The organism is Streptomyces albidoflavus (assembly GCF_000719955.1).
Classification (GTDB): Bacteria; Actinomycetota; Actinomycetes; order Streptomycetales; family Streptomycetaceae; genus Streptomyces; species Streptomyces albidoflavus.
In genome coordinates this window covers 261,053-287,659 of sequence record NZ_JOII01000004.1, presented here as the reverse complement: position 1 = coordinate 287,659, position 26,607 = coordinate 261,053, and the positions used below count along the sequence as shown (strand labels likewise).

The 26,607-nt window shown below is 75.2% G+C and carries 27 protein-coding genes; 15 read left to right on the top strand and 12 right to left on the bottom strand.

The genetic code is table 11. The features are described 5' to 3' along the window. The first annotated feature begins 66 nt into the window (after positions 1-66). The 7 genes from IF45_RS0106105 (at position 67) to IF45_RS0106075 (ending at position 8,636) form a co-directional block, all read left to right on the top strand. Complete coding sequence (locus IF45_RS0106105) at positions 67-852, top strand: glutamate racemase (protein WP_008416204.1); 786 nt, start codon at positions 67-69, stop codon at positions 850-852. 60 nt (positions 853-912) lie between these two features. Next, on the top strand, positions 913-1,509 hold the full coding sequence (locus IF45_RS0106100; RefSeq protein ID WP_008416202.1) for a hypothetical protein: 597 nt from the start codon (positions 913-915) through the stop codon (positions 1,507-1,509). A gap of 67 nt (positions 1,510-1,576) precedes the next feature. Continuing rightward, positions 1,577-3,013, top strand: a complete 1,437-nt coding sequence (locus IF45_RS0106095) for a DEAD/DEAH box helicase (RefSeq protein WP_030306041.1) — start codon at positions 1,577-1,579, stop codon at positions 3,011-3,013. A gap of 59 nt (positions 3,014-3,072) precedes the next feature. Next, positions 3,073-4,692, top strand: coding sequence for an apolipoprotein N-acyltransferase (gene lnt, locus IF45_RS0106090; protein WP_008416198.1), 1,620 nt, complete (start codon positions 3,073-3,075; stop codon positions 4,690-4,692). Positions 4,693-4,768: 76 nt separating this feature from the next. Then, positions 4,769-5,308: an NUDIX hydrolase gene (locus IF45_RS0106085; RefSeq protein WP_003952292.1), complete on the top strand. Its 540-nt coding sequence runs from the start codon at positions 4,769-4,771 to the stop codon at positions 5,306-5,308. Positions 5,309-5,415: 107 nt separating this feature from the next. Beyond that, positions 5,416-6,216, top strand: coding sequence for a 3-hydroxybutyrate dehydrogenase (locus IF45_RS0106080; protein ID WP_003952293.1), 801 nt, complete (start codon positions 5,416-5,418; stop codon positions 6,214-6,216). Positions 6,217-6,704: 488 nt separating this feature from the next. Further along, on the top strand, positions 6,705-8,636 hold the full coding sequence (locus tag IF45_RS0106075; RefSeq protein ID WP_010640307.1) for a helix-turn-helix domain-containing protein: 1,932 nt from the start codon (positions 6,705-6,707) through the stop codon (positions 8,634-8,636). Between the two features lie 190 nt (positions 8,637-8,826). Here IF45_RS0106075 and IF45_RS0106070 read toward each other — a convergent pair whose 3' ends face one another. From IF45_RS0106070 to IF45_RS0106055, 4 genes are all read right to left on the bottom strand, one after another. Then, entirely contained in the window at positions 8,827-10,254 is a 1,428-nt protein-coding gene (locus IF45_RS0106070; protein WP_030306039.1) for an MFS transporter, read from the bottom strand. A 171-nt stretch (positions 10,255-10,425) separates the two neighbouring features. After that, positions 10,426-11,301, bottom strand: a complete 876-nt coding sequence (locus IF45_RS0106065) for a phosphatase PAP2 family protein (RefSeq protein WP_030306036.1) — start codon at positions 11,299-11,301, stop codon at positions 10,426-10,428. 12 nt (positions 11,302-11,313) lie between these two features. Then, on the bottom strand, positions 11,314-12,276 hold the full coding sequence (locus tag IF45_RS0106060; RefSeq protein ID WP_008416187.1) for a hypothetical protein: 963 nt from the start codon (positions 12,274-12,276) through the stop codon (positions 11,314-11,316). Further along, complete coding sequence (locus IF45_RS0106055) at positions 12,273-12,614, bottom strand: PadR family transcriptional regulator (RefSeq protein ID WP_003952298.1); 342 nt, start codon at positions 12,612-12,614, stop codon at positions 12,273-12,275. Before IF45_RS0106055 ends, IF45_RS0106060 begins: the two co-directional genes overlap by 4 nt. A 98-nt stretch (positions 12,615-12,712) precedes the next feature. On the opposite strand from IF45_RS0106055, the gene IF45_RS0106050 reads away from it, so the two are divergent. Beyond that, entirely contained in the window at positions 12,713-13,315 is a 603-nt protein-coding gene (locus tag IF45_RS0106050; RefSeq protein ID WP_003952299.1) for a helix-turn-helix domain-containing protein, read from the top strand. A gap of 107 nt (positions 13,316-13,422) precedes the next feature. After that, positions 13,423-14,304 (top strand): class I SAM-dependent methyltransferase, encoded by an 882-nt coding sequence (locus tag IF45_RS0106045; protein ID WP_008416182.1) that lies wholly within the window; start codon positions 13,423-13,425, stop codon positions 14,302-14,304. Positions 14,305-14,359: 55 nt separating this feature from the next. Here IF45_RS0106045 and rpmF read toward each other — a convergent pair whose 3' ends face one another. Beyond that, positions 14,360-14,530 carry a 50S ribosomal protein L32 gene (rpmF, locus tag IF45_RS0106040; RefSeq protein ID WP_003952301.1) on the bottom strand — a complete coding sequence of 57 codons (171 nt, stop codon included), beginning with the start codon at positions 14,528-14,530 and terminating at the stop codon, positions 14,360-14,362. Positions 14,531-14,726: 196 nt separating this feature from the next. On the opposite strand from rpmF, the gene IF45_RS0106035 reads away from it, so the two are divergent. From IF45_RS0106035 to IF45_RS0106025, 3 genes are all read left to right on the top strand, one after another. Next, entirely contained in the window at positions 14,727-15,380 is a 654-nt protein-coding gene (locus IF45_RS0106035) for a hypothetical protein (protein ID WP_008416179.1), read from the top strand. Positions 15,381-15,431: 51 nt separating this feature from the next. Then, entirely contained in the window at positions 15,432-16,715 is a 1,284-nt protein-coding gene (locus IF45_RS0106030) for a YhgE/Pip domain-containing protein (RefSeq protein WP_003952303.1), read from the top strand. A gap of 66 nt (positions 16,716-16,781) precedes the next feature. Beyond that, positions 16,782-17,264: a GreA/GreB family elongation factor gene (locus tag IF45_RS0106025; protein ID WP_003952304.1), complete on the top strand. Its 483-nt coding sequence runs from the start codon at positions 16,782-16,784 to the stop codon at positions 17,262-17,264. Between the two features lie 25 nt (positions 17,265-17,289). On the opposite strand, the gene IF45_RS0106020 is transcribed toward IF45_RS0106025, so the two are convergent. After that, on the bottom strand, positions 17,290-17,571 hold the full coding sequence (locus IF45_RS0106020) for a hypothetical protein (RefSeq protein ID WP_008416176.1): 282 nt from the start codon (positions 17,569-17,571) through the stop codon (positions 17,290-17,292). Between the two features lie 98 nt (positions 17,572-17,669). Continuing rightward, complete coding sequence (locus tag IF45_RS0106015; protein ID WP_030306031.1) at positions 17,670-18,638, bottom strand: DUF4073 domain-containing protein; 969 nt, start codon at positions 18,636-18,638, stop codon at positions 17,670-17,672. A 45-nt stretch (positions 18,639-18,683) separates the two neighbouring features. Between IF45_RS0106015 and IF45_RS0106010 the strand changes: the two genes are divergently transcribed. Continuing rightward, entirely contained in the window at positions 18,684-19,616 is a 933-nt protein-coding gene (locus IF45_RS0106010; RefSeq protein ID WP_242534231.1) for an aldo/keto reductase, read from the top strand. 34 nt (positions 19,617-19,650) lie between these two features. Beyond that, positions 19,651-20,070, top strand: coding sequence for an SRPBCC family protein (locus IF45_RS0106005; protein WP_030306027.1), 420 nt, complete (start codon positions 19,651-19,653; stop codon positions 20,068-20,070). Positions 20,071-20,155: 85 nt separating this feature from the next. Here IF45_RS0106005 and ptsP read toward each other — a convergent pair whose 3' ends face one another. The 5 genes from ptsP to IF45_RS0105980 all read right to left on the bottom strand — a co-directional run bounded on the left by ptsP (position 20,156) and on the right by IF45_RS0105980 (position 26,015). Beyond that, complete coding sequence (ptsP, locus tag IF45_RS0106000) at positions 20,156-21,826, bottom strand: phosphoenolpyruvate--protein phosphotransferase (RefSeq protein WP_030306024.1); 1,671 nt, start codon at positions 21,824-21,826, stop codon at positions 20,156-20,158. Then, complete coding sequence (locus IF45_RS0105995; protein WP_030306022.1) at positions 21,823-22,101, bottom strand: HPr family phosphocarrier protein; 279 nt, start codon at positions 22,099-22,101, stop codon at positions 21,823-21,825. The genes ptsP and IF45_RS0105995 overlap by 4 nt, the downstream gene beginning before the upstream one ends. 83 nt (positions 22,102-22,184) lie before the next feature. After that, positions 22,185-24,197 carry a PTS fructose transporter subunit IIABC gene (locus IF45_RS0105990; RefSeq protein ID WP_030306019.1) on the bottom strand — a complete coding sequence of 671 codons (2,013 nt, stop codon included), beginning with the start codon at positions 24,195-24,197 and terminating at the stop codon, positions 22,185-22,187. 112 nt (positions 24,198-24,309) lie between these two features. Continuing rightward, positions 24,310-25,257 carry a 1-phosphofructokinase gene (pfkB, locus tag IF45_RS0105985; protein ID WP_030306018.1) on the bottom strand — a complete coding sequence of 316 codons (948 nt, stop codon included), beginning with the start codon at positions 25,255-25,257 and terminating at the stop codon, positions 24,310-24,312. Beyond that, positions 25,254-26,015, bottom strand: a complete 762-nt coding sequence (locus IF45_RS0105980) for a DeoR/GlpR family DNA-binding transcription regulator (protein WP_030306011.1) — start codon at positions 26,013-26,015, stop codon at positions 25,254-25,256. The genes pfkB and IF45_RS0105980 overlap by 4 nt, the downstream gene beginning before the upstream one ends. Positions 26,016-26,358: 343 nt before the next feature. Between IF45_RS0105980 and IF45_RS0105975 the strand changes: the two genes are divergently transcribed. Continuing rightward, complete coding sequence (locus tag IF45_RS0105975) at positions 26,359-26,601, top strand: DUF6411 family protein (RefSeq protein WP_008414644.1); 243 nt, start codon at positions 26,359-26,361, stop codon at positions 26,599-26,601. Positions 26,602-26,607: the final 6 nt, after the last annotated feature.

The window sequence follows — 26,607 nt, the reverse complement described above, 5'->3', positions numbered from 1 at the left end:
GGCGGGGCGTTCCGCGTGCCCGCCCTCCGGCGGCGGCCCGCAGCAGGTCTCGGCTAGGGTGACCGGGTGAAGATCGCCCTCGTGGACTCAGGGATCGGCCTCCTGCCGGCCGCCGCCGCCGTGCGCCGGCTGCGCCCCGACGCCGATCTCGTCCTCTCCTCCGACCCCGACTCCATGCCCTGGGGTCCCCGCACGCCCGAGGACCTCAGCGCGCACGCCCTGGCCGTCGCCGAGGCCGCCGCGGAGCACGCCCCCGACGCCCTGGTCGTCGCCTGCAACACCGCGTCGGTGCACGCGCTGCCCGCCCTGCGCGAGCGCTTCGAGCCGGGGCTGCCCGTCATCGGCACCGTCCCCGCGATCAAGCCCGCGGCGGCCGCCGGCGGCCACGTCGCCATCTGGGCCACCCCCGCCACCACGGGCAGCCCCTACCAGCGCCGGCTCATCGCCGAGTTCTCCGGCTCCACCCCGGTGACCGAGGTGGCCTGCCCGGGCCTCGCCGACGCCGTGCAGTGGGACGACCCCACCGCCGTCGCCGCCGCCATCGCGGACGCCGCCGCCCGCACGCCGTCCACGGTCACCTCCGTCGTCCTCGGCTGCACCCACTACGAACTGGTCGGCGACGCCATCCGCACCGCCGTGGAGCACTCCGGCACCGGCCCGCTCACCCTGCACGGCTCGGCCCCCGCGGTCGCCGCCCAGGCCCTGCGCCGCCTCGGCGTCGCCCCCGACCCGGCCGCGCCCGCCACCGGCACCCTCACCGTGCTGCTCAACGGCCGCGCCGAGCCGCTGCCCGCCGCCGCCCTCAGCTACGAGCAGGGCCGCCTGCTGGCCCCCGTCGCCGCCGACCGCTGACGGACCGGGGCGGGTCCCTCGTACGCCCCGCGTGACCTGCCCCGGAACGCGAGCCTCCGTATGGTCGGCCGTATGAGGGAACCCGAGCCCGCCTCCCGGCCCGCCGACGACCCGCCGCACCTCCACGCGGCCGTCGAGACCTGGACGGGGCGCGCCTCCGGCCGCCTCCAGTGGCTGCTGGCGGTCGTGGGAATCGCCTGCCTCGCCCTCGGCGTCGAACTGGCCGTCGACTCCTCCTGGGCCTCTGGGATCACCCCGCTGGTGATGGCGGTGGTCGGCTGCATCGCCGCCGGGCTGCTCATCCTCTACGGCACCCTCGCCTTCGTCCACGTCGCCGTACGGGTCGACGACGACGCGCTGGAGGTGCGCTGCGGCCACCTCGGCTTCCCCCGCCGCCGCATCCTCCTGGGCACCGTCACCGCCGTCGACTACGCCCCGAGCGTCTGCCCGCGCCACTGGGGCGGCTGGGGGTACCGCTGGCGCCCGGAGCGGGGCATGGCCGTCGTCGTGCGGCGCGGCGAGGGCCTCGTCCTGCGCCTGGCCGACGGCCACAGCCTCACCGTCACCGTGGACGACGCCCGCTCCGCCGTACGCGCCATCCGCAGCCGCCTGCCCGAGACCGGCTCCTCCTACCAGGGGATGCCCGGCCACTCCTGAACCGGGCCGGACGACCGTCCGCCCGCCCCCGGCGCCCCGCGCGTCCTCGGTGACCGACAATGGGGCCATGAACAGTTCAGCCGGCCCGGACCGCACCCCTCGCCCCGCCGCCCCCGAGGGTGACTTCGCGCGCCCGGCCGGCGACACTCCCGGCCTCCCCGCCGCAGCCTCCTTCGACGAGCTCGGCCTGCCCGCCGGGATACGGGAGCTGCTCACCGCGCGGGGCGTGGAGACGCCCTTCCCGATCCAGGCGGCCACCCTCCCGGACGCCCTCGCCGGCCGGGACGTGCTGGGCCGGGCCCGGACCGGTTCCGGCAAGACCCTCGCCTTCGGACTGCCCCTCCTCGTGCGCACGGCGGGCCGGCGGGCCGAGGCCCGCAAGCCCCTGGCGCTCGTCCTCGTCCCCACCCGTGAGCTGGCGCAGCAGGTCACCGACGCGCTCGCGCCGTACGCCCGGGAGCTGGGGCTGCGGACCGCCACCGTGGTCGGCGGCATGTCGATCGGGCGGCAGGCCACCGCCCTGCGCGAGGGGGCCGAGGTGGTCGTCGCCACCCCCGGCCGCCTCCTGGACCTCGTCGAGCGCAAGGACGTGCGGCTCGACCGGGTGGAGATCACCGCCCTGGACGAGGCCGACCAGATGGCCGACCTGGGCTTCACGGACCAGGTCACCGCCCTCCTCGACCTGGTGCGCGAGGGCGGCCAGCGGATGCTGTTCTCCGCCACCCTCGACCGCGACGTCGACCTCCTGGTCCGGACGTACCTCCACGACCCGGTGGCCCACGCCGCCGACCCGGCGGGCGCCGCCGTCAGCACCATGGACCACCAGGTGCTCCAGGTGCACGGCGCGGACAGGTTCGCCACCGCCACCGAGATCGCCGCCCGCGACGGCCGCACGATCATGTTCCTGGCCACCAAGGCGGCCGTGGACCGCTTCACCGCCCACCTGCGCGGCAGCGGGGTCCGCGCGGCAGCCCTGCACGGCGACAAGTCCCAGCCGCTGCGCACCCGCACCCTGCAGCGGTTCGCCGGCGGCGAGGTGAGTGTCCTGGTGGCCACCAACGTCGCCGCACGCGGTATCCACGTCGACGAGATCGACCTCGTCGTGAACGTCGACCCGCCGGCCGACCACAAGGACTACCTCCACCGCGGCGGCCGCACCGCCCGGGCCGGCGGCTCCGGCACCGTCGTCACCCTGGTCACCCCGGAGCAGCGCAAGGACGTGCTGCGGCTCATGGCGGACGCGGGACTGCGCCCCCGGGTCACCCAGGTCCGCTCCGGTGAGGCCGAGCTGAGCCGCCTCACCGGCGCCAAGGCCCCCTCCGGCGTCCCGGTCGACGGCAGCGCGCCCAGCGCCGAGCGCCCCAAGCGCGGCGGCGCCCAGTTCCGGGGCATCGGGACCGTCCCCGGCAAGCCCGGCCGGGCCAAGAACGCGTCCCGCCGGTCCGCCGAGGACCGGAAACTGGCCGAGGCCCGCAAGGCCGCCCGGATCCGCCGGGGCCACTGATCCACAGCCCCGCCGGAGGTCCTGACCGGGCCCGCGTCACGCGCCGTAGACTCCGACGCGTGACCGCCACCATCGCCCCCGCCGACGGGACGCCCGGCCCGCCGCCGCCCGCCAGGACCGGCCGCGCCGCCCGCCTCCTGCGCGCCCTGTACCTCGCCGTCGGCGCCGGCCTCGCCGGAGTACTCCTCTACGTCAGCTTCCCGCCCCGGGTGCTGTGGTGGCTGGCCCTGCCGGCCTTCGCCGCCCTCGGGCTGCTGCTGCGGGGGCGCGGCTTCAAGGCGGGGCTGGGGCTCGGTGCCCTCTTCGGCCTCGGCTTCCTGCTGCCGCTGCTGGTGTGGACCGGCGTCGAGGTCGGCCCCGGGCCGTGGCTGGCGCTGGCGGTCGCCGAAGCCTTCTTCGTCGCCCTCGTCGGCGGCTTCACCGCGCTCGTCACCCGGCTCCCCGGCCGGCCGCTGTGGGCCGCCGCCCTGTGGACCGCCGGGGAGGCCGCGCGGGCCCGGGTGCCGTTCGGCGGGTTCCCCTGGGGCAAGGTCGCCTTCGGCCAGGCCGAGGGGATCTTCCTGCCGCTCGCCGCCGTCGGCGGCACCCCCGTGCTCGGCTTCGCCGTCGCCCTGTGCGGCTTCGGCCTCGGCGAACTGGCCCGCCAGCTGTACCTGCGCCGCCGCACCGGGACCCTGCGCCGGGCCGCCACCGCCGGCGCCGTGGCCGCGCTCCTCCTCCCGCTGGCCGGGGCCCTCGCCGCCCGCCCGCTGGTCTCGGACCGGGCCGAGAACGGCACCGCCACCGTCGCCGTCGTCCAGGGCAACGTGCCGAGGATGGGGCTCGACTTCAACGCCCAGCGCCGTGCCGTCCTCGACTACCACGCCCGTGAGACCGCCCGCCTCGCCGAACGCGTCGCCAAGGGCGAGGTCGCCCAGCCCGACTTCGTCCTGTGGCCGGAGAACTCCTCCGACATCGACCCCTTCACCAACGACGACGCCCGCTCCGTCATCGAGCGGGCCGCCACCACGATCAAGGCCCCCATCTCGGTGGGCGCCGTGGTCCAGGCCGAGGACGGCAGGCTCTACAACCAGCAGATCCTCTGGGACCCCGACAAGGGCCCCGTCGACACCTACGACAAGCGCGTCATCCAGCCCTTCGGCGAGTACATCCCGCTGCGCTCCCTGATCAGCGTCTTCAGCCAGGGCTACGTCGACATGGTCCGCACCGACTTCAGCCGGGGCACCGACCCGGGCGTCTTCGACCTCGCCGGGAGCCGGGTGGGCATCGCCACCTGCTACGAGGCCGCCTTCGACGGCGCCGTACGGGAGACCGTGGACGCCGGGGCGCAGCTGCTCTCCGTCCCCAGCAACAACGCCACCTTCGGCTTCAGCGAGATGACCTACCAGCAGCTCGCCATGTCCCGGGTCCGCGCCGTCGAGCACAGCCGTGCCGTCGCCGTCCCGGTCACCAGCGGGGTCAGCGCCGTCATCCGGCCCGACGGGGAACTCGTCCAGCGGACCGGGATGTTCGAGCCCGCCTCCCTCGTCGCCGAGGTGCCGCTGCGCTCCTCGCAGACCTGGGCCACCCGGCTCGGCGCGCTCCCGGAGGCCGCGATCGTGGCCCTCGCGGCAGTCGGTCTCGGCTGGGCCGCCACCGGTGCGGTACGCCGTCGCCGCGCCGCTGCCACGGACGCCTGACCGGCGCGTACGCCCCAGGTCACCGGGCCCCCGCGCGCCCGCGTGGGGGCCTGGGCCAGACGTTAGGGTCGGACGCATGGCTACTCCCGACTTCCTCCGCACTCTCCGCGCCTCCGCCGGACACCAGCTCCTGTGGCTGCCCGGGGTCAGCGCCGTCGTCTTCGACGACGAGGGCCGCGTCCTGCTCGGCCGCCGCGCCGACAACGGCCGCTGGTCGATCATCGGCGGCATCCCCGACCCCGGGGAGCAGCCAGCCCAGTGCGCGGTCCGCGAGGTGTACGAGGAGACCGCCGTGCTCTGCGTCCCCGAGCGCGTCGTCCTGGTCCAGGCCCTGCAGCCGGTGACCTACCCCAACCAGGACGTCTGCCAGTACATGGACATCACCCTGCGCTGCCGGGCCGTGGGTGGCGAGCCCCGGGTCAACGACGACGAGTCCCTGGAGGTCGCCTGGTTCGCGATGAACGAGCTGCCGGAGCTGGCCGAGTTCTCGGCCTACCGGGTCAAGCAGGCCCAGGAGCCCGCCTCCACCGCCACCTGGTTCGACCCGTCCTTCACCGACCCCCGCGAACTGCCGCGCACCGACACCCCCGAGGCACCCGGGGTGACCGGCGGCTGACCTGCCCCGCTGTGACCGCGCCCACATGGTGCCGCCCCACCACCGGGCCGCCAAGTGTGGGCGCCGGCCCTATGGGGAGCACCCGGGCCGCTGCCTAGGGTCGGATCATGACAGCGCCCCGTACCCCTGAGCCCCGCCCCGCCGCCGAACCCTTCCTGACCGGGCGGACCGCCCTGGTCACGGGCGCGGCGGGCGGGATCGGCAGCGCCTGCGCCCTCGCCCTCGCCGAGGCCGGTGCGGCGGTCCGCGCCACCGACCGCGACACCGCGGGGCTGGACGCCCTCACCGGGCGGGCCCAGGGGCTGCCCGGCACCGTCGAGGCCCGCCCGCTGGACCTGGTCGACCTCGACGCCGCCGAGGAGGCCGCCGCCGGGGTGGACATCCTCGTCAACAACGCCGGTATGCAACTGGTCCGCCCGCTCCACGAGTTCCCGCCCGACGCCTTCCACACCGTGCTCACCGTGATGCTGGAGGCGCCGTTCCGCCTCATCCGCGGCGCCCTGCCCCACATGTACGCGCAGGGCTGGGGCCGCATCGTCAACCTCTCCTCCGTCCACGGCCTGCGCGCCTCGCCCTACAAGGCGGCCTACGTCGCCGCCAAGCACGGGCTGGAGGGCCTCTCCAAGACGGCCGCCCTGGAAGGCGCCCCGCACGGTGTCACCTCCAACTGCGTCAACCCCGGCTACGTCCGCACCCCGCTGGTCGAGCGGCAGGTCGCCGACCAGGCCGAGGCGCACGGCATCAGCCGCGACGAGGTGCTCGAGGAGATCCTGCTGCGCGACAGCGCCGTCAAGCGCCTCGCCGAACCGGAGGAGGTCGCCGCCGCCGTCCTCTACCTCTGCGGCCCCCGGAGCGGCTTCGTCACCGGCTCCTCGCTGACCCTAGACGGAGGCTGGACCGCGCACTGAGCGGGGGAGCACGGCTCCGCGAAACCCGCTGGACCACGCCCCCCCCCGCGGGCTCGACAGCCCCACGCTCCGCCGCCTGGCCGCCCTCACCCGGGCCGAGGCCGCCTACGACGCACGGGAGCTGCTGCCCGGAGCCCTCGACGAGCTGGGCCTCGACTGCGCTCCGCCGGGGAGCACGGCAGGACAGGAAGCCGCCACCCGGGTGTTCTGCCGCCGCCTGCTCCGGGGGGAGCTGTCCCCGAGGGCACCGGCGTTCCGGGCGCACCACAGCCACGGCCACGAACTGCCCCTGACCGCACGTCTCGCCGAGCCGGACGACGCGTACGACACGACCGGGTACGGCGGTCCGACCGTGGCCGAGCTGGACGCGGAGGTCACCGCCGAAGCCCGCCGCCCGGCCGTCGGTCTCCGACCCCGGCTTCTCCGGCGTCCCCGTGGCCTCAGAGGCCCCAGGGGCTGGCGGGGCACCCGCACGACAGGTATTCCTGATGGACATGACGCACGACGGGCCGCACCCGACCACCGACACCCTCGCCGCCACCGGCGCGGAGGCGCCGTTCCTCGAACTGCTCGCCCGGGGCGCCGCCGTCGAGGCGTACGAGGAACCCGTCCCCGCCGCCCGCGCGGCCGGCGTCTCCGAGGCCGGGCTGGCCGCGCTCGAACACGCCAAGCGCCTCGCGCTGCGGGTCCGCTCCGAACTCGCCGACCGCAGGCGCCGCGAGGCCGAGCTGTCGGCCCTCTTCGAGACCGCCCACGACCTCGCCGGGCCGCGCGACCTGGACTCCGTCCTCCAGGCCATCGTGCAGCGGGCCCGCTCCCTGCTCGGCACGGACGTCGCCTACCTCACCCTCAACGATCCCGCCCGGGGCGACACTTTCATGCGGGTCACCGAGGGCTCCGTCGCCGCCCGCTTCCAGCAGCTGCGCCTGGGCATGGGCGAGGGGCTCGGCGGCCTCGTCGCCCAGACCGCCCGCCCGTACGTCACCGAGGACTACTTCCACGACAGCCGCTTCCGGCACACCTCCGTCATCGACACCGGTGTCCAGGACGAAGGACTCGTCGCCATCCTCGGCGTGCCGCTGATGCTCGGGCCGCACGTCATCGGCGTCCTGTTCGCCGCCGACCGGCGCGCCCGCGTCTTCGAACGGGCCCAGACCGCGCTGCTCGGCTCCTTCGCCGCGCTGGCCGCCGCCGCCATCGAGTCGGCCAACCTCCTCGACGAGACCCGCGCCGCGCTCAGCGAACTCGAACACGCCCACGAGATCATCCAGGACCGCAGCGCCGTCATCGAACGCGCCTCCGACGTCCACGACCGCCTCGCCGAACTGGTCCTGCGCGGCGGCGGGGTCCACGACGTGGCCGCCGCCGTCTCCGAAGTCCTGGACGGTAGCGTCGAGTTCATCGACACCGTGCCCGAGGCCGCCGCCTCGGCCCTGCGCTCCGGCGGTCACGCCGTCCGCCACGGCGACGGCTGGATAGCCGCCGTCGCCGCCGGCGACCAGCAACTCGGCGGCCTCGTCCTGCGCGGCCACCCCGCCCTCGACCCGGTCGACCAGCGCACCTTCGAACGCGCCGCCATGGTCACCTCCCTGCTCCTGCTCGCCCGCCGCTTCGCCGGCGACGCCGAACAGCGCGTGCGCGGGGAACTCCTGGACGACCTGCTCGACGCCCGCCACCGCGACCCGGCCCTGCTGCGCGAACGCGCCGCCCGGCTCGGCGCCCGCCTCGACACCCCGTACGTCGTCCTCGCCGCCCAGCCCGACGCCGCCCCGGGCGCCTCCGCCGACGAGGAGGCCGCCGTCCGGCGCCGCCTGTGGGCCGCCGCCGCCCACCTCGCCGCCACCGGGCACGGACTCGCCGCCACCCGCGACGGCGGCACCGTCCTGCTGCTCCCGCTGGCCGACGGCGACACCGCCACCGAACTGGCCCGGCGCACCGCCGTCCACCTCGGCGCCGCCGTCCACGAACCGGTCACCGTCGGTGCCTCCGCCCCGCTGCGCCCGCTGCCCGCCGCCGACGCCGCCCCGGCCGCCTACACCGAGGCCCGCCGCTGCCTCGACGCGCTGCGCCTGCTCGGCCGTTCCGGACAGGGCGCCGCCGCCGAGGACTTCGGCTTCCTCGGCCTGCTCCTGGCCGGCCCCCGCGACATCACCGGCTTCGTCGAACGCACCATCGGCCCGGTCCTCGACTACGACCGCAGACGCGGCACCGAACTCGTCCGCACCCTCGACGCCTACTACGCCGCCGGCTCCAGCCCCGCCCGCACCAAGGACACCCTCCACGTCCACGTCAACACCGTCGCCCAACGCCTGGACCGCGTGGCCCGCCTCCTCGGCGACGACTGGCAGACCCCCGCCCGCACCCTGGAGATCCAACTCGCCCTCCGCCTGCACCGGCTGGCGGGGGCACTCACCGGCTGACGCCACGGCCCACCGGAGCCCGGCCACCATCCACAATCCAGCCCGGCCGGCGCTTGAGGCCATCTGTGACCGGCACCGCCGGACGGACCCGGGCCGAAGTCGGCCGACAGGCACCCCACCAACGCGAGCGCCCCGCCTCCCGCGAAGCGGGGGACGGGGCACGACGGCCGGACCGCCGGAGAAGGCAGGGTCAGCGCACCGACCCGCTGGACGACCCCTCCTCCGCCCGGTCGGCGGCGGAAGCCCCACTCTGAGAGGGCACCCCGGCCTTCTGCGCGGCCCGCTCGGACCCGGTGGGCACGTCGGTCAGGTCCCGGTGGCGCGTCTCCTGCGCCACCCCGACCGCGATCAGCGTGATCACGGCGGCGGCGATCACGTACAGCGAGATCGGCACCGAGCTGTCGTACTCGGCGAGCAGCGCCGTGGCGATCAGCGGCGCCGGCGCCCCGGCCGCGACCGAGGAGAACTGCGCGCCGATCGACGCGCCCGAGTACCGCATGCGGGTCGCGAACATCTCGGAGAAGAAGGCCGCCTGAGGCGCGTACATCGCCCCGTGGAGGACCAGGCCGACGGTGACCGCGAGGAGCAGCGCCGGGAAGCTTCCGGTGTCGATGAGCTGGAAGAACGGGAACATCCACAGGCCGACACCGGTCGCGCCGATCATGTACACGGGGCGCCGGCCGAGCCGGTCGGAGAGCGCGCCCCACATCGGGATGGTCACGAAGTGCACGGCGGAGCCGATGAGTACGGCGTTGAGGGCGGTCTGCTGGGGGAGGTCCACCGCCGTGGTCGCGTAGACGAGGATGAACGCGGTCAGCACGTAGTAGCTGATGTTCTCCGCCATCCGGGCGCCCATCGCCACCAGCACGTCGCGCCAGTGGTGCCGCAGCACCGAGACCAGCGGCATCTTCTCCGCCGCGCCCTCGGAACGTCGCGCCTCGGCGCTGGCCAGCGCCGCCTTGAACACGGGCGACTCGTCGACCGAGAGCCGGATCCACAGGCCGACCAGGACCAGCAGCCCGGAGAGGAGGAACGGGATGCGCCAGCCCCAGCTGATGAACGCCTGCTCGGAGAGGACCGCCGTCAGCACCGCGAGCACCGCCGTGGCCAGCAACTGCCCGGCCGGGGCGCCCGTCTGCGGCCAGGAGGCCCAGAAGCCGCGCCGCTTGGCGTCCCCGTGCTCGGAGACCAGCAGCACCGCCCCGCCCCACTCGCCGCCGAGCGCGAAGCCCTGGACGAGCCGCAGCACCGTCAGCAGCAGGGGTGCCGCCGTGCCGATGGTGGCGTGGGTGGGCAGCAGACCGATCAGGAAGGTGGCACCACCCATCATCAGCAAGCTGATGACCAGCAGCTTCTTCCGCCCCAGCCGGTCCCCGTAGTGACCGAAGACCAGCGCGCCCAGCGGCCGTGCCGCGAAGCCGACGGCGTACGTCAGGAAGGAGAGCAGGGTGCCGACGAGCGGGTCGGAGTCCGGGAAGAAGACCTTGTTGAAGACGAGCGCGGCGGCCGACCCGTAGAGGAAGAAGTCGTACCACTCGATGGTGGTGCCGACCAGGCTCGCGCCGACGATGCGCTTGAGGTTGGACGGGGTCGGGGGTGAGGCAGCGGGGGCGGACATGAGCACCACTTCCGGACAGTTGGCGGGGACGTTTCCGTGTCGCCACACCGTAGGAAGGCGCTGGTCACCGGCGTATGTGGTGGGACACCACAGTTCCGGGCACGGGAGTGCGCGCGGGCGCCACCACAGGTGTCAGCCGCCCGCCGCCGCGCGTACTGAACGGGTGGAGGTTCAGGTCTGTGCCGGGTGTCGTGCGGGCGTCGGTGACGTGTGGTCCGTGCCCGGTGCGCGGCGGGGGAGGGGCTGGGTCGTGGTGAACCAGAACAGGACCGCGCACAGGAAGGCGGCCGCCGCGTAGACGAGGGACTCCGTGAGCGAGTCAGCCCGCGCTCCGGCGACGAGGGCGCCGGCCGCCGACAGGGTCAGGGCGACCGCGGGCAGCCGGCGTGGTGGGCGGGCGTCGGCCGGTACCTCGGCCGGGGGCAGCAGGCGGGTCGCGAGGAGGTGGCAGGCGCAGGCCAGCAGCGTGGTGCCCAGGACGTCGCTGGGGCGGTGGTGGTAGGTGGCCAGGACGGCGGCGGCGGTGACGGTGAGCCAGAGCATGCCTGCCGCCGTGACGTACGGGCGTACGCGCGGGGAGGCGACGAGGACGGCGGCGAGGGCCAGCGCGGCCGGGACGGCCACGTGCCCGCTGGGGAAGCTCGTCTCCAGCAGGGATTCGCGGGCGCCCACCAGGTCCGGGCGGGGCAGGACGGCCCGGGCGATCTCCTTGCCGCCGACCGTCGCCGCGATCACGCCGAGCGCCGCACCCCCCAGCCACCACCGCCTGCGGACCAGTGCGACGGCCGCCACGAGTGCCGTGCCCACGGCCAGGGTGGGCAGGGCGGTGTGCTCCAGGGGCGGCATCGCCGAGGAGCCGTAGGCGGAGCCCGACCAGCCGTAGATCCACGCCGGTCTGGCGCCCTCGCCGCCGAACAGGGCGTTCTCCGCCCGCTGTCCGAACGGGGTCCGGACGGCGAGGAGGTAGACGGCGACGAACGCCAGGAGGCAGCGCGGCGCCGACATCCAGGGGCGGCGCGTCCGTGCGGGCGCGTTCTGCTGAGTCATGCGGCGTCTTCCTTACGGCAGTTCGAGGAGCGTCCGGCGCTGCCGCCGCTGGGCGGCGACGGCCAGGGCCGGAAGAGGGGCGATCAGGAGCAGGAGGACGACCAGGTCCGGCAGCGAGCCCATGAACCCGCCCGGCCGCAGGACGATCGCCTGGAGGCGGACGAAGGCGAACGCCGCGACCGGGATGAGCCACCGGCGGTCGCCGGTGGCCGCCGTCGCCACCCACGCGGCGAGCAGCCCGGCCACCTCCACGGCGAACAGGCCGCGCTGGAAAGCCGGACTGATCGCGGTGACGTGCAGCTGGCCGGCGAGGAACAGGGCGAGGGCGACGGGGACCAGCCGGCTGTACGCGTGGCGCCGCAGCCGGCCGGGGCGGCAGACCGCCAGCACGGCGCAGGCGGCGCACAGCGTCCCCGACAGCACCAGCTCGTGCGCGGTCAGCGGCGCCCCCAGTCCGTAGTAGCCGAGCCCGGCCTTGCCCTCGTCGCCGAAGAGCGTGGAGCTGCCGTAGGTGGCACCGGCGTAGACCATCGCCGCCGAGGCCGGCAGCGCGATCCACGCCCTGCCGCGCGCCAGGGCGACCAGGCAGACCAGCGGAAGCACCCCGTAGGGCAGGAGGCGGGTCCGCGTCGGTCCGTCGGCCCACGGGTACCAGCCCGCGAAGTGGAAGCCGATGGCGTGGTCACCGGGGTCGATGCGCAGCGCCCAGTGCCACACGTCCTGGAGGTAGGGCACCAGCGCCAGCGCGGCGAGGACGAGGGCGGCCAGCTGGACGCCGTCCAGCCACCAGGGCCGCGCCGGGTCCTCGGCGACCGCGTGGGCGCGGGCCCGCACCCCGGCGCCGAGCAGGGCGGCGACCTCGCGGGGCGGCGGCCAGGAGCGGCCCGGGTACGCCTCGGCGAGGCAGCCCAGCACCTCGTCCCCGTGGCGGGCGCGGTGGGAGGCGGGGTAGGCGGCGAGCAGCAGGCGGTTCATGCCGGTGCCGCTCCGGCCTCGGGCCGGCGGCCGATGACGACGGCCGCCGCCTGCCGCATCCGCAGCGCCTCCCGGTGGAGCACCGCGGTGCCGTCCTCGGTGAGCCGGTAGTAGCGGCGCGCCCGCCCGTCGACGATCTCCTCGTGGTCGGCGGCGACCAGCCCCGACCGCTCCATCCGCTCCAGCGCGCCGTAGAGCGTGCCGACCGCGATCCGCAGCCGTCCGTCGGTGGCCTGCTCGGCGGCCTTGATGATGCCGTAGCCGTGCAGGGGCCCGTCCATGAGGGCGGCGAGGATGAAGTACTGCGGTTCCGTCAGGGACGGATTCTGTCGGCTCATGCGGCGATCATATATCGAGCGGCGAAGTATCGACGCCGTCGTGACCGGAGACGCCCCTGCCGAGGCCCTGTTTGCACCGAGCGCATACCGTGTTGCTCATGGAGCAAGGCAACGACGAGCTGGACGGTCTCGTACGCAAACGGATCCGCGCCCTGCGGCTGGCGCAGGGCTGGTCCCTGGAGGAGCTGGCCGGCCGGGCCAACCTCAGCCAGTCCTCGCTCAGCCGGATCGAGAACGGCCGCCGGCGTCTCGCCCTCGACCAGCTCGTCACGCTGGCCCGCGCCCTCGACACCACCCTCGACCAGCTGGTGGAGACCGCCTCCGACGACGTCATCATCAGCCCGGTGATCGACAGCGCACGCGGGCGCATGCAGTGGCCCGTCAAGGGCGATCCCGGCGTGACGGTCGTACGCCAGCGGGTGACCGGCCCGCCGCCGGACAACCCGGCGCGGATGCGCGCCCACCCGGGGCGAGAATGGCTGGTCGTCCTCTCCGGCACGGCGATCCTGATGCTGGGCCACCGCCGCTTCCGGGTCGAGACCCACCAGGCCGCCGAGTTCCCGACCATGCTGCCGCACGCCATGGGCGCCGAAGGCGGCCCCTGCGACGTCCTCGGGATCTTCGACCGCGACGCCCGCCGCGGCCACCAGCGCGCGGCGCGCGGGGCGGAGGGCGAGGACCCGGACGCCACCCTCACCTGAGCGGTTCGGCCTCCCTCTCATGCGCGTCCGGCACGGCCGGCGCCCACCTTCTTGCCGAAACCGGGAGGGGCGGCTTCCGCCGGGCGCGGCCGACCTAGCGTGGCCGTATGACCCACGCACCTTCCCCGCATTCCCACCAGGCCGCCGCCGGGGCGCACCACGGCCACCCCGCGCACGCCGCCGACGACCAGGCGCAGATCCTCGACCTGGACGCCCACGTCCTCGCCGACCACCTCGCCGGCCTCGCCCGCTGGCTCCCCCTCCAGGCGCCGCCCACCCGCATCCTCGACCTGGGGTGCGGCACGGGGGCGGGCACCTTCGCCCTGCTCGGCCAGTTCCCCGAGGCGCGGGTCACCGCCGTCGACACCTCCGCCGCCCATCTGCGGCGCCTCGACGAGAAGGCCCGGGAGCGCGGCCTCGGGGACCGCGTCCGGACCGTGGAGGCCGACCTCGACGCCGCCGACTGGCCCGGCCTCGGCACCCCGGACCTGGTGTGGGCCTCGGCCTCGCTGCACCACATGGCCCACCCGGACCGCGCCCTGCGCCAGGTCCACGACCTGCTGGCCCCCGGCGGGATGCTCGCCGTGGTCGAGCTGTCCGGCTTCCCCCGCTTCCTGCCCGCGTCCGGCCCCGGGGAGCCGCCGAGCCTGGAGGAGCGCTGCCACGAGGTGAGCGCCGGTTTCCACGCCACCCACATGCCCCACCGGGGCGCCGACTGGGGCCCGATGCTGACCGCCGCGGGCTTCACCGTGGAAGGCGAACGCACCCTGACCGTGAGCATCGACAGCTCCCGGGACGAGGCGATCGGCGCCTACGCCCGCAGCGGCCTGGAGCGGCTGCGGCTCAGCGTGGCCGAGTCCCTGCCGCCCGAGGACCTGGCCGCCCTCGACCGGCTGCTCGACGCCGACGGCCCCGAGAGCATCCTGCGCCGCGACGACCTCGCCGTGCGCACCGAACGCCAGGTGTGGGCGGCCCGCCGCACCGCCTGAGGCCTGAGGCAGGGCTGCGCGCGGTCCGGCGGCGCGCCCGCCGGACCGCCGCGTCTCAGTCGCCGGGCCGCAGGAGCCCGCGCTGATAGGCCCGCACCAGCCGCTGCGGCACCTGGTGGACGACCCCGTCGACGGTGACCGGTACGAGTGTGGGCGTCGTCGCCTTCCACTGGGCGCGACGGTGGCGGGTGTTGCTGCGGGACATCTTCCGCTTCGGGACTGCCATGGGTGCGGGACCTCCTGGTCGGCTGGACTGCGCCCCGGAGGCTATATGAAAATGACTTTCAACAGCAAGTTCGCTCGCATGGTCCACCCGGCACGCCGAGTCCCGTCCGGGGCGGCAGGGTGTTCCTGCGGGTTCCGCCTCCCGGCGGCCGCACCCGGCGACACGGAACGATGAGCCACACGGCCCGGAGGCCCCCATGCGGGAGAAGCCGCTCGACAGGATCGGTGACGAACTGGCGCGGCTGCGCGACGACGTGATGCCCAAGCGTTCCGCGCCGCCCGCCGGTTTCGGCATCGACGAGGCGCTGGTGAGCCGCTTCGCCGACGGTGAACTCTCCGGGCAGCCGGAGGCGGAGCTGGCCGGCCAGGTGGCCCGGGTGCTGCCCTGCCACTGGTCGCAGTCGAACACCTACGCCTCGCTGATGACGCAGGTCATGGACCGCCTCGGCGGCCACCGCCAACTGGTGACCTGGCTGGACCGCTTCCCCGGCCTGCCGCGGCTCACCGCCCGGCTCTACGTCCTCATGGGCCTCCTCGACCGGTACAGCGAGGACCGCCCCGTGATCGAGGCGCTGCGCGAGAGCCGCGCGAAGACGCCCGTCCCGCCCGGCCTCCAGGGCCACGTGGTGCCCGACACCGGCCCCGACACCCTGGCCGGGCTCTCCTACGAGATCGAGGAACTCCTCGGTGACGGCGAGCCCCGCAAGGCCGTCACCCTCGCCCGGGCCACCGCGGATTGGCTGCGGGAGGTCGCGCCGCGCGCCGGTGAACTCGACCACCGGTACGCGGATCTGGGCGAGGTCGTGGAACACAGCGAGAAGGACATCGAGGAAGCGGCCGCCGAACTCTGACGCCGCGAGACCCGACCCCACTGCCCGGCGTCCCCAGAAGGGTGGAGTCGTATGGCTTCCGCGTCCCCTCCGTCCGCCCCCGCCGGCGGCGCGAGCGCGGGCTCCCTGCTGCGCCGCCGGAAACTGTGGGTCTTCCCCGCCGCGCTGAGCGGGCTGGTCGCCCTGCTGCTCTCGCTGCTCTACATGGGCGGCATCCTCACCCCAGACGGCAGCCTGCACCGCCTGCCCGTCGCCCTGGTCGACGCGGACGACGGCCGGCCGCTCCCCGGCGAGCGGCAGAACCTCGGGGCGCAGTTCAGCTCGGCGATCGTCTCCTCCTCGCCGGGGGACGACGTACGGTGGCGGCGCCTGACCCGCGCCGAGGCCCAGGACCAGCTGGCCGCAGGCAAGGTCTACGGTGCCCTGGTCGTCCCGCCGGGCTTCACCGACTCGGTCCGCGCACTGGCCGAGGGGACGGCGGAGAAGCGGCCCACCCTGACCGTGCTCACCAACCCCGGCATGGGCAGCCTCGGTTCGGCCCTCGCCGACCAGATCTCCGAGCGGGCGGCCGCCGAGGCGTCCCAGGAGCTCGGCCGGCGGCTCACCGAGTCGGCGGGCGGCGACGCCACGCCCGCCCAGCGCCTGCTCCTGCGCGACCCGGTCGCCGTCACCACCGAGGTCGGGCACCCGATCGGCTCCCGCAGCGGTCTGGGGCTCAGCGCCTTCTACTACACGCTGCTGCTGGTCCTCGCCGGATTCCTGGCGGGCAACATCATCCACAACGGCGTCGACACCGGACTCGGCTACGCCGACAGCGAGCTGGGCCCCTGGCACAGCCGCCGCCCCACCGTCCCGGTCAGCCGCACCTCGACCCTGGTGGTGAAGATGGGGATGACCGCCGGGCTCACCGTGCTGACCACCGCGCTGATCATGGTGGCCACCATCGGCATCCTCGGCATGGACGCGCCCCACCTCCCGCTGCTGGCCGTCTTCTCCTACTGCGCCAGCCTCGCCGTCGGCCTCGGCGTGCAGGCGATCAACGCGGCGTTCGGCGGCATCGGCCAGCTCGTCGCCATGTTCGTCTTCATCGCCCTGGCACTGCCCTCCTCCGGCGCCACCGTGCCGCTGGAGGCCGTGCCCGAGTTCTACCGGGTCCTCGGCATCTTCGAGCCCATGCGGCAACTTGCCTCCGGAGTCCGGTCCATCCTCTACTTCGATGCCCGGGCGGACGCGGGCCTGGCCCGTGCCTGGATCATGATCGCCATCGGTGTCGCGGCCGCCCTCGCCTTCGGCTTCGCCATGGCCCGTTACTACGACCGTAAGGGCCTGCACCGCATGGTGCCGCGGCCGGAGTGAGGCGCCGCGCGCTCTCGGTTACCATGCGAAAAGTCTGATATGTCCCCGCCATCCCTAGGAGCAGGCATGACCAGCGACCCTCTGCCGATCAGCGCCGCCGCCCGCCACGCCCTGGAACAGGAGCTGGCCGACGTCCGCGCCGAGCGTGAGACGGTCGCCGCCACCCTCCAGGACCCCGACATCGTCGCGGGCGACCGTGGAGACGCCGCCGACCAGCTCCAGCGCAGCGGGGACCTCGCCCGGCTGGACGCGCGGATCGAGGACATCACCACGCGGCTGCGCCAGGCCGACGACGCGGGGCCGCCGCCCGCCGGCGTGGTCGGTGTGGGCTCCACGGTGACCGTGCGCTTCGACGACGGCGCCGAGCAGACCGTGTCGATCGGCGAGGTCACGCAGGGGTACGACGCCTCCCTCGTCACGGCCGACAGTCCCCTTGGCAAGGCCCTGATGGGCTGCCGGCCCGGGGACGCGGTGCGCTACCGGACGCCCGACGGCGAGGCCGGGGCCGTCGTGGTCTCCCTCGGCGGGGCGCCGCCGGCCCAGGGCTGACCGGCGCGGCGGCACCCCCTCGGGGTCACTCCTCGTAACGGGTCGGCGGGTAGGGGGCGCGGGACCCGCGGGTGCGGTCGCCCGTGGGGATCTCGCCCGTCTCCGCCTCCCGGTCCACCTCCTCGTGGCTCGCGCGGTACGCGGCCTCGGAGCTCTCGGGGGCGTCGCCGGGCAGGCCCGCGGCCTCCCGGTCGCGTACCGTCCGGCGCTCCAGCTTGTCCTCGTCCGGGCGGCGGGGCATGCCCCGGCCGTGGTCGCGGTCCGAATCGCCCTCGACGACCCGGTTGGGCTTGTGGTGGTGTGCCATGCGTCCTCCCGCGCGTGTGCGGTCGCGTGTCGCTCCTTCCATCGTGCGCCTGTCCGGTGGGATGCGCGCGGGCTGGCGTGGCCGGGTGCCCGGCCCGGTCAGAGCTCCAGGCTGCGGATGATCGTCCCCCGGGTGAAGTCGTGGGACTCGACGGTCAGCCTGCCGTCGGCGTCGAGCAGGACGCGCAGACCCTGGGAGGCGGCGGGGTCCAGGGGCTTCTCGCCGCCCTTGCCGTCGGGGCCGTAGAGCGTCTCGATCATGCCGGTGTTGAAGACGTGGAAGCCCCGGGGATCGCCGCCCTGGACGATCTTGCGGGCCGCCCAGTCCTGCCGGCCCAGGTCCCAGTGGGTGTGGCCGGAGAAGAAGACCACGTTGGCGTGGCCGCCGAGGATGGTGAGCAGTTCGTCCTCGTCCACGAAGTCCTGGTCGTAGAAGCGCGCCGCGTCCGGCCCGGTCGTCCCCGAGACCGTCCCGGGCAGTACGTGGTGGCTGAAGACCAGCACGTGGGGCGCGTCCGCGTGCTTCGCCAGCGTCGCGTCGAGCCAGGAGAGCTGGGTCCTGCCGAGGGTGACGAAGGGCGGGCTGGTGCCGTTGACGGCGGGCGCCGTCGTCCCGATGAAGAGGAGCGGCAGACCGCCCGCCGAGGTCTCGCTGTAGACGTCGGGCATGCCCGTGTACTCCAGGAAGCGCTTCACCTGGGTGTTGAACGGGTCGGCGTTGTACTGCTCGTGGTTGCCGAGCGCGGCCAGGACGCGGTCGGGGTGCGGGTGGCCGGCGATCTTCGCGTACAGCTCCTCGTACTGCGCGACCGTGCCCTGGGCGACCAGGTCGCCCGCGATGACCAGGGCGTCGGCGTCGCCGAGTCCCTTGAGCGAGTCGAGGGCCCGGCCCAGGTCGGCCAGCTCGCCCTGGATGTCGCTGATCACGTCCAGGGCGACCGCCGGTGCCCGCGTGGCCGGGCGGCCCGCCACGCCGTACGCCTGCGGTGCGGCCAGGCCGCCGAGCGGGACCGTCAGCAGGCCGAGCCCGCCCGCGGTCAGGATCTTTCTCCGGGAAGGGGAAGTCATGGCGCCGAAGCTAGGGCGCGGCGGTTGCGCCCCGTCGGACTCCAGGTGTTCGCCGGGCGGGCTTCCGCGCACCGTTCGCCCACAACCGGGGGGCTTGCCGGGCTGTACGACACCGCCCCCTTCTACGGCGCGGGCCTCGCCGAACTCCGCCTGGGCGAACTGCTCTCGCGGCAGCCCCGCGACACGTACGTGCTCTCCACCATGGGCCGCGTCGTCCTGGACGAGGTCGAGGACCCCGCGGCCCGTGAACTCGGCGAGAAGGGCGGCCTGTTCGCGCACGGCAGGCCGAACAGGATGGTCGACGACTACTCGGCCGACGCCACCCTCCGCTCCGTCGAGGACAGCCTGAAGCGGCTCGGGACCGACCGGCTGGACATCGTCTGGGTGCACGACGTCGCCCAGGACTTCCACGGCGACCACTGGCTCCACCACTTCGAGACGGCCCGCACCGGCGCCTTCCGCGTGCTGTCGAGGCTGCGCGACGAAGGCGTCATCGGGGCCTGGGGGCTCGGCGTCAACAAGGCCGAGCCGATCGAGCTCACCCTCGACCTGGACGAACCCCGGCCCGACGGCTTCCTCCTCGCGGGCCGCTACACCCTCCTCGACCACGACCGCGCCCTCCAGCGCCTGCTGCCCACGGCGGCCGAGCGCGGCGTGGACATGGTCGTCGGCGGCCCGTACAGCTCCGGCGTCCTCGCCGGGGGTACCCACTTCGAGTACCAGGAAGCCTCGCCCGAGATCGTCGAGCGGGTGCGCCGCATCCGGGAGACCGCCGAGCGGCACGGCGTCGGCGTCAAGGCGGCGGCCCTCCAGTTCTCCCTCGCCCACCCCGCCTCGGCCGCCGTCATCCCCGGCGCCACCCGGCCCTCCCGCATCGCCCAGGACGTGGCCGCGCTCCACGAGGAGGTCCCCGCCGCCTCCTGGGCCGACCTGCGCGCCTCCGGCCTGGTCGGCGCCGCCGCCCCGCTCCCCGCCTGACCGTTCACCAGCTCAGCCACATCAGGAGATCCCCATGGCATCCACCTCCGTGAGCCGGATCGTCCCGGCCACCCCCGAGCAGGTCTGGCAGCTGGTCGGCGGCTTCCACGCCCTGCCCGACTGGCTCCCGTACATCCCCCGGTCCACCTCGCTGGAAGGCGGCCGCGCCCGTCGGCTGCACAACGCCGACGGAGAGGTGATCGTCGAGCGGATGGAAGGCTTCAGTGAGCGGGAGCGCCACTACACGTACACGATCCTCCAGGCGCCGTTCCCGGTCCGCGGGTACGTCTCGACCCTCCGCGTGCACGCCGTGCCGGGGGAGTCCGAGGCCGCCGAGGTGCAGAGGTCCGGCCGCTTCACCCCCGACGGCGTGACCGGGGCCGAGGCGGTCGACCTCTTCACCGGCATATACGGCGAGGGACTGGACGCCCTCCACGCCACCCTCGCGGGGTGAGCCGGGCCCGGATCGGCACGCCGACGGAGACGGGGCCGTACAGCGCATCGCGCCGTCCGGGCCCCGTCCCTGTCGGGGTGCGCCGCTACACCGTCCCGCCCGCCGCCTCCGCGACCGCCGTACGTGCCGCGACCGCGTCCGGTGCCGCCAGGGCGAGGCCGGCCAGCGTGCGGCACTCCTGCAGCGTCCGGGTGGCGAGTGCGGCGCGGACGGCGGGCAGGCAGCCGGGGGCCGCCGACAGGCTGGTCACGCCGAGGCCGGTCAGGACCAGGGCGAGCAGCGGGTCGGCGGCGGCCTCGCCGCAGACCCCGACCGGGCGGCCGTGGGCGGCCCCGGCCTCTGCGGTCTGCCGGACGAGTTCCAGCAGGGCGGGCTGCCAGGGGTCCAGCAGCTCCGCCAGCGAGCCGAGCATCCGGTCGGCGGCGAAGGCGTACTGGGCGAGGTCGTTGGTGCCGATGCTCAGGAAGTCGCACACCTCGGCCAGTTGCCCGGCGCGCAGCGCCGCCGCCGGGACCTCGACCATCGCGCCGACCGTGGGCAGCCCGTGCGCCCTGGCCCGCTCGGCGAAGGCCCGTGCCTCGGCCGGTACCGAGACCATCGGGGCCATCACCCAGACGTCGGCCCCGGTCGAGCGCGCCGCCTCGGCCACCGCCGCGAGCTGCGTGTCGAGGAGGCCGGGGTGGCGGACGGCGGTACGCAGACCCCGTACGCCGAGCGCCGGGTTGGGCTCGTCGGCGGCCGTCGCGAACGGCAGGGGCTTGTCCGCGCCCGCGTCCAGGGTCCGGACGACCACCCGGCGGCCCGCGAAGGCCTCGAAGACCTGACGGTACGCCTCGCGCTGCTCCTCGGCGCCCGGGGCGCTCGCGCGGTCCAGGTAGAGGAACTCGGTGCGGAACAGGCCCACACCCTCGCTGTCTGCCCTGGCCGCAGCCGCCAGTTCGTGCGGCGCCCCCAGATTGACCATCAGCCGGACCGGGTGGCCGTCGGCGGTGCGGCCGGGGCCGCTGGAGGCGGCCGCCGCACGCCTGCGCCGCTCCTCCCGGGCGGCGGCGTCCGCCACCTGCCCGGGGGAGGGGTCGGCGAGGACGGTTCCGGCGGTGCCGTCCACGAGGACGGGCGTCCCGTCGGCGAGGGAGACGGCCTCCGGGCAGGCGACGACGGCCGGCAGGCCGAGGATCTTGGCGAGGATCGCGGTGTGGCTGGTGGGGCCGCCCTCCTCGGTGACCAGCGCGAGAACCTGCGCGGGGTCGAGCAGCGCGGTGTCGGCGGGGGCCAGGTCGGCGCCGACCAGCACGTACGGGTGGCCCGGGTCGGGCAGTCCCGGCATCGGCAGCCCCAGCGTGTGCGCCACCGCGCGGTCCCGCAGGTCCTCCAGGTCGGGGACGCGTTCGGCGAAGTACCCGCCGGCCGCCCGCAGCGTGGCGGCGAAGCCGGCGAACGCCTCCGTCAGCGCGTGCGGCGCGTCCTGCCCCTGCCGGACGTGGGCCTCGGCGCTGTCGGCGAGCGCCGGGTCGGCCGCCATCATGCCGAGTGCCGTCAGCACGTCGGCCGCCTCGCCGTCCGCCGCGGCGGCGCGGCGTCCGAGGTCCTCGGCGACCGCCGTGAGGGCGGCCCGGGCCGCGGCGGTCTCGGCGGGCAGCTCACCGGCCGCCACCTCGCGGGGTGCGGGCAGCGCCGGGGGCGGCGCCATGCGGGCCACCGGCCCCGAGGCGGTGCCGCCGCCGACGCCTATGCCGCGCAGCGGGGCGCCGGTCATGCCGACTCCGTGGCGTCGTGGTCGGCGGCGACGAGGGCGGCCAGCTCGTCGAGGGCGGCGTCGGCGCCCTCGCCCTCGGCCGCCAGGACCAGGGTCTCTCCGTGCTTGGCGCCGAGCGCCAGCACGGAGAGCATGCTGCGGGCGTCGACCGCCCGCTCTCCCGGACGACCCACGGTGACCGCCACCGGCTGGCGCCCGGCGGCCTGGACGAAGAGGGAGGCGGGGCGGGCGTGCAGTCCGGAGCTCGAACCGATGACGACGTTGCGCTCGGGCATGGGAGGGGCCTTCCTGGGAGGGAGAACTTGGGGGGAGGGGGAGAGGTGCGGCCCGGGTGGGCCGGGCCGCACCTGAGGTCTGGTCAGGCGGAGACGGGCTCGCCCGCCGGGGTGTCCGAGGCGGCCGGGGCCGGCTCCACCGTGCGCCGGCTCTTGAGCAGGACCACCAGCGCGGCGGTGACGACCGTGCCGGCGGCGATGGCGACCACGTACAGCAGCGCGTTGCCGATCAGCGGGACGACGAAGAGGCCGCCGTGCGGGGCGCGCAGGGTCGCGCCGAAGGCCATCGACAGGGCGCCGGTGACCGCGCCGCCCGCCATCGCCGAGGGGATGACCCGCAGCGGGTCGGCCGCGGCGAACGGGATGGCGCCCTCGCTGATGAAGGAGGCTCCCAGCACCCAGGCGGCCTTGCCGTTCTCCCGCTCGGCCTTGCCGAAGAGCCGGGCCCGGACGGTGGTGGCCAGCGCCATGCCCAGCGGCGGGACCATGCCCGCCGCCATCACCGCGGCCATCACCTTGAGGCTGCCGTCGGTCGGCGTGGCGAGCCCGCCCACGGCGAAGGCGTACGCGACCTTGTTGACCGGGCCGCCCAGGTCGAAGCACATCATCAGGCCGAGCAGGACGCCGAGCAGGACCGCGTTGGTGCCGGACAGCCCGCCGAGCCAGTCGGTCATCGCCTTCTGGAACGAGGCGATCGGGCCGCCCACCACCACGAACATCAGGAAGCCGACGACCGCCGAGGAGACCAGCGGGATCACCACCACCGGCATGATGCCGCGCAGCACGGGCGGGATGGTGAGCCGCTGGATCGCGGCGACCACCGCACCGGCCAGGAGACCGGCGACCAGGCCGCCGAGGAAGCCCGCGTCGATGGTGACGGCGATCGCGCCGCCGACGAAGCCGGGAACGAGACCGGGCCGGTCCGCCATGCCGTAAGCGACGAACCCGGCGAGGACGGGCACCAGGAAGCCGAAGGCGGCCTGCCCGGTCTGGAACATCAGCGCCGCCCAGCTCGCCGCCTCGCCCCAGGCGAAGTGCTCGGCGACCGAGGGCGCGTCGCCGATCTTGTAGCCGCCGAGGGCGAAGGCGAGCGCGATGAGCAGGCCGCCCGCCGCGACGAACGGCACCATGTAACTGACGCCGGTCATCAGCCAGGTACGCAGCCGGGTGCCGAAGCCGTCACCCTCCGCGCCCTCGTCCATCGGCGCCCGCCCGGCCGTGTCCGGAGCCTTCGGCGCCGCCTCGGCGGTCGCGCCCGCGCCGGCCTGCGCGGCCTTCTCGCGGGCCTCCGCGATGAGGGCGACCGGCCGGTTGATGGCGGCCTTCACGCCCACGTCGACGACCGGCTTCCCGGCGAACCGGGCCTTCTCGCGGACCTCCACGTCGTGGGCGAGGATCACCGCGTCGGCAGCGGCCACGACAGCCGGGTCGATCCGGCGGAAACCGGCCGAACCCTGCGTCTCGACCCGCAGGTCGACGCCCTCCTCCTCGCCCGCGCGCTGCAGGGCCTCGGCCGCCATGTAGGTGTGGGCGATGCCGGTGGGGCAGGAGGTGACGGCCACGATGCGGAAGGGGGCGGGGCCGGAGCCGGCGGGTGCGGTGGCCGGCTGCTCCCCGGGCTCCTCGGCGTCGGCGTCGGCACCTGCCTCGGGCGGGGTCTCGCCCCGGATCAGGGCGGCGGCCCGGGCCGGGTCCCGCTCGGCGCGCAGCGCCTCGGTGAACGTACTGTCCGCGAGGCGGCGGGCGAGCGCCGAGAGGATGGTCAGGTGGTCGTCGTCGGCCCCGGCCGGGGCGGCTATCAGGAAGATCAGGTCGGCCGGTCCGTCCGGCGCGCCGAAGTCGATGCCGTCCGCGCTGCGGCCGAACGCCAGGGTGGGCTCGGTGACATGGGCGCTGCGGCAGTGCGGGATGCCGATGCCGCCGTCCAGGCCGGTCGGCATCTGCGCCTCCCGCGCCGCGACATCGGCGAGGAAGGCTTCGAGGTCGGTGACGCGCCCGGCGGCGGCCATCCGTTCGGCGAGCGAGCGGGCGGCGGCCTCCTTCGTGTCGGCAAAGAGGTCGACGTCGACCAGGTCTGCGGTGATGAGCTGGCTCATCGCGCGGCTCCTCGGGGGCGGACCGCCGGGGCGGCGGTCGGGGACGGGGACGGCTGGGCGGCCGGCCGGCGGGACGCGGGGAAGCGGGCGCCGGAGCGGAGGTGGCGGGCGGTCATCGGACCGGCTCCGTGAGCAGGCGGTCGGTGGGGACGGCGTCGGTGACGGTCACCGCGTCGGGGGCGAGGTCGGCCGGGGTCGGCATCACGCTGCCCGGCAGCTGCACCGCCGCCGTGCCGTGCGCGACCGCCGCCGCCAGCGCGGCCGGTCCGCTGCCGCCCGCCGCGAGGAACCCGGCGAGCGAGGCGTCCCCGGCGCCGACGTTGCTGCGGACCGCGACCGGCTCGGCGTGGCCGAACCAGGTGCCGGTGGCGTCGACGAGCAGCTGGCCGTCGGCCCCGAGGCTGGCCAGGACGGCACGGGCGCCGCGCTCCCGCAGCTCCCCGGCGGCCTTGACGACCTCGCCGACGGTGGCGAGCGGGCGGCCCACCGCCTCGGCCAGCTCCTCGGCGTTGGGCTTGACCACGTCGGGTTCCTCGGCGAGCGTCGCGCCGAGCGCGCCCCCCGAGGTGTCGAGGGCGACACGGAGCCCGACCCGGTGGGCGCGGGCGACCAGCTGGGCGTACCACTCGGGTCCCAGGCCGCGCGGCAGGCTGCCGCAGCAGGCGATCCAGTCGGCCCCGGTGGCCCGCGAGCGCACCGCCTCCAGGAGGGCCTCGGCCTCGGCCCCGCTCAGCTCCGGCCCGGCGGCGTTGACCTTGGTCAGGGTGGAGTCGGGCTCGACGAGGGTGATGTTGACCCGGGTGGAACCGGCGACGGGTACGCCCGCCGCCTCGATGCCGTGCTCGCCGAGCAGCCGGGCCAGCAGCGCCCCTTCGGGTCCGCCGAGCGGTACGACGGCAACGGTGCGGTGCCCGGCGGCGGCCACCGCCCGCGAGACGTTGACGCCCTTGCCGCCGGGGTCGACCCGGTCACGGGTGGCCCGCAGGACGGCGCCCCGGTCGAGCGAGGGGAGTTCGTAGGCCCGGTCCAGGCTCGGGTTGGGGGTGAGGGTGACGATCATGCGCGGACCACCTCCGGGCCCTGCGCCTCGACGGCGTGGGCGTCCTCGTCGCTGAGGCCGCTGTCGGTGATGAGCAGGTCGACGTCGGACAGGTCCCCGAAGCGGGCGAAGTGCTGCTGGCCGAACTTGGCCGAGTCGGCGAGGAGCACGACGCGCCGCGCGGCCCGGACGGCCGCCTGCTTCACCGCGGCCTCGGCGAGGTCGGGCGTGGTCAGACCGCCGTCGAGGGCGAAGCCGTTGGTGGCGAGGAAGACCACGTCGGCCTTGATCTCGCCGAGCGCCCGCAGCGCCCAGGCGTCCACGGCCGCCCGCGTCCGGTGCCGCACCCGCCCGCCGACCAGGTGCAGGGCGATGCCCGGATGGTCGGCGAGGCGGGCGGCGATCGGCAGGGCGTGGGTCACCACGGTCAGGGTCGACTCCACCGGGAAGACGGCGGCGAGCCGGGCGGAGGTGGTGCCCGCGTCGAGGATGACGCTGCCGTCGGCGGGCAGCTCGGCGAGGGCGGCCCGCGCGATGAGGTCCTTCTCGTCGGCGGCGAGGGTGTCCCGCTCGGCGAGGTCCGGCTCGAACCCCAGGTGGCCCGCGGGGATGGCGCCACCGTGCACGCGGCGCACCAGCCCGGCCCGGTCCAGCGCCTTGAGGTCCCGCCGCACGGTCTCCGCCGTCACCTGGAACTCGTCGGCGAGGGAGAGCACGTCCACCCGGCCGCTCTCATGAGCCAGCCGCAGGATCTCCTGCTGACGCTCCGCTGCGAACATGTGGGTTTACATCCGTTTCCATGACCGACCTTGTGGTTTTCCCGGATGTTACGCGCGCCGTTCGAGGAAGTAAACACATTCGGGCGTGGGGCTGTGTCAGGACGCGCCAGGGCGAGGAGGGATCGGGCTGACCCGGCCCGCCCTCCCCGGAAAACGAGCAGCCGCCCATGACCGACCGGCGGGGACTCCGGGGCGGTGTGAACGCCGGGGTCATCTGTCACGGCGGCTTCCGCTGCTCCCACCATCCGCTGCTGAGGCGGGCGGGCGTCCGAGCCGGCGGTGGTTGGGGTCACCGACGCGGGGAACACGGCGAGGACGTCCCCCCAGAAGTGAGGAGCTCGTCATGATGGTCGTCGGTATCGTCGCCGTCTGTGTGGTCCTGGCCGTACTGGCCTTTCTCGTCCCCCGTCTCTCCCGCCACCCCGAGCGCGGTACCCAGCGGACCCTGGGAGCGGGCTCGCGGGCGGGCGGCAAGGCGCCCGGCGTTCTCGGCCGGATCTTCAGCAAGCCGTTCCGCAGCAGCTCCAAGGCGGTCGGGCGCAGCGGCTCGGCGGGGCGCCGCACCCGTGGCCGGATGCCGTTCTGACGAGGC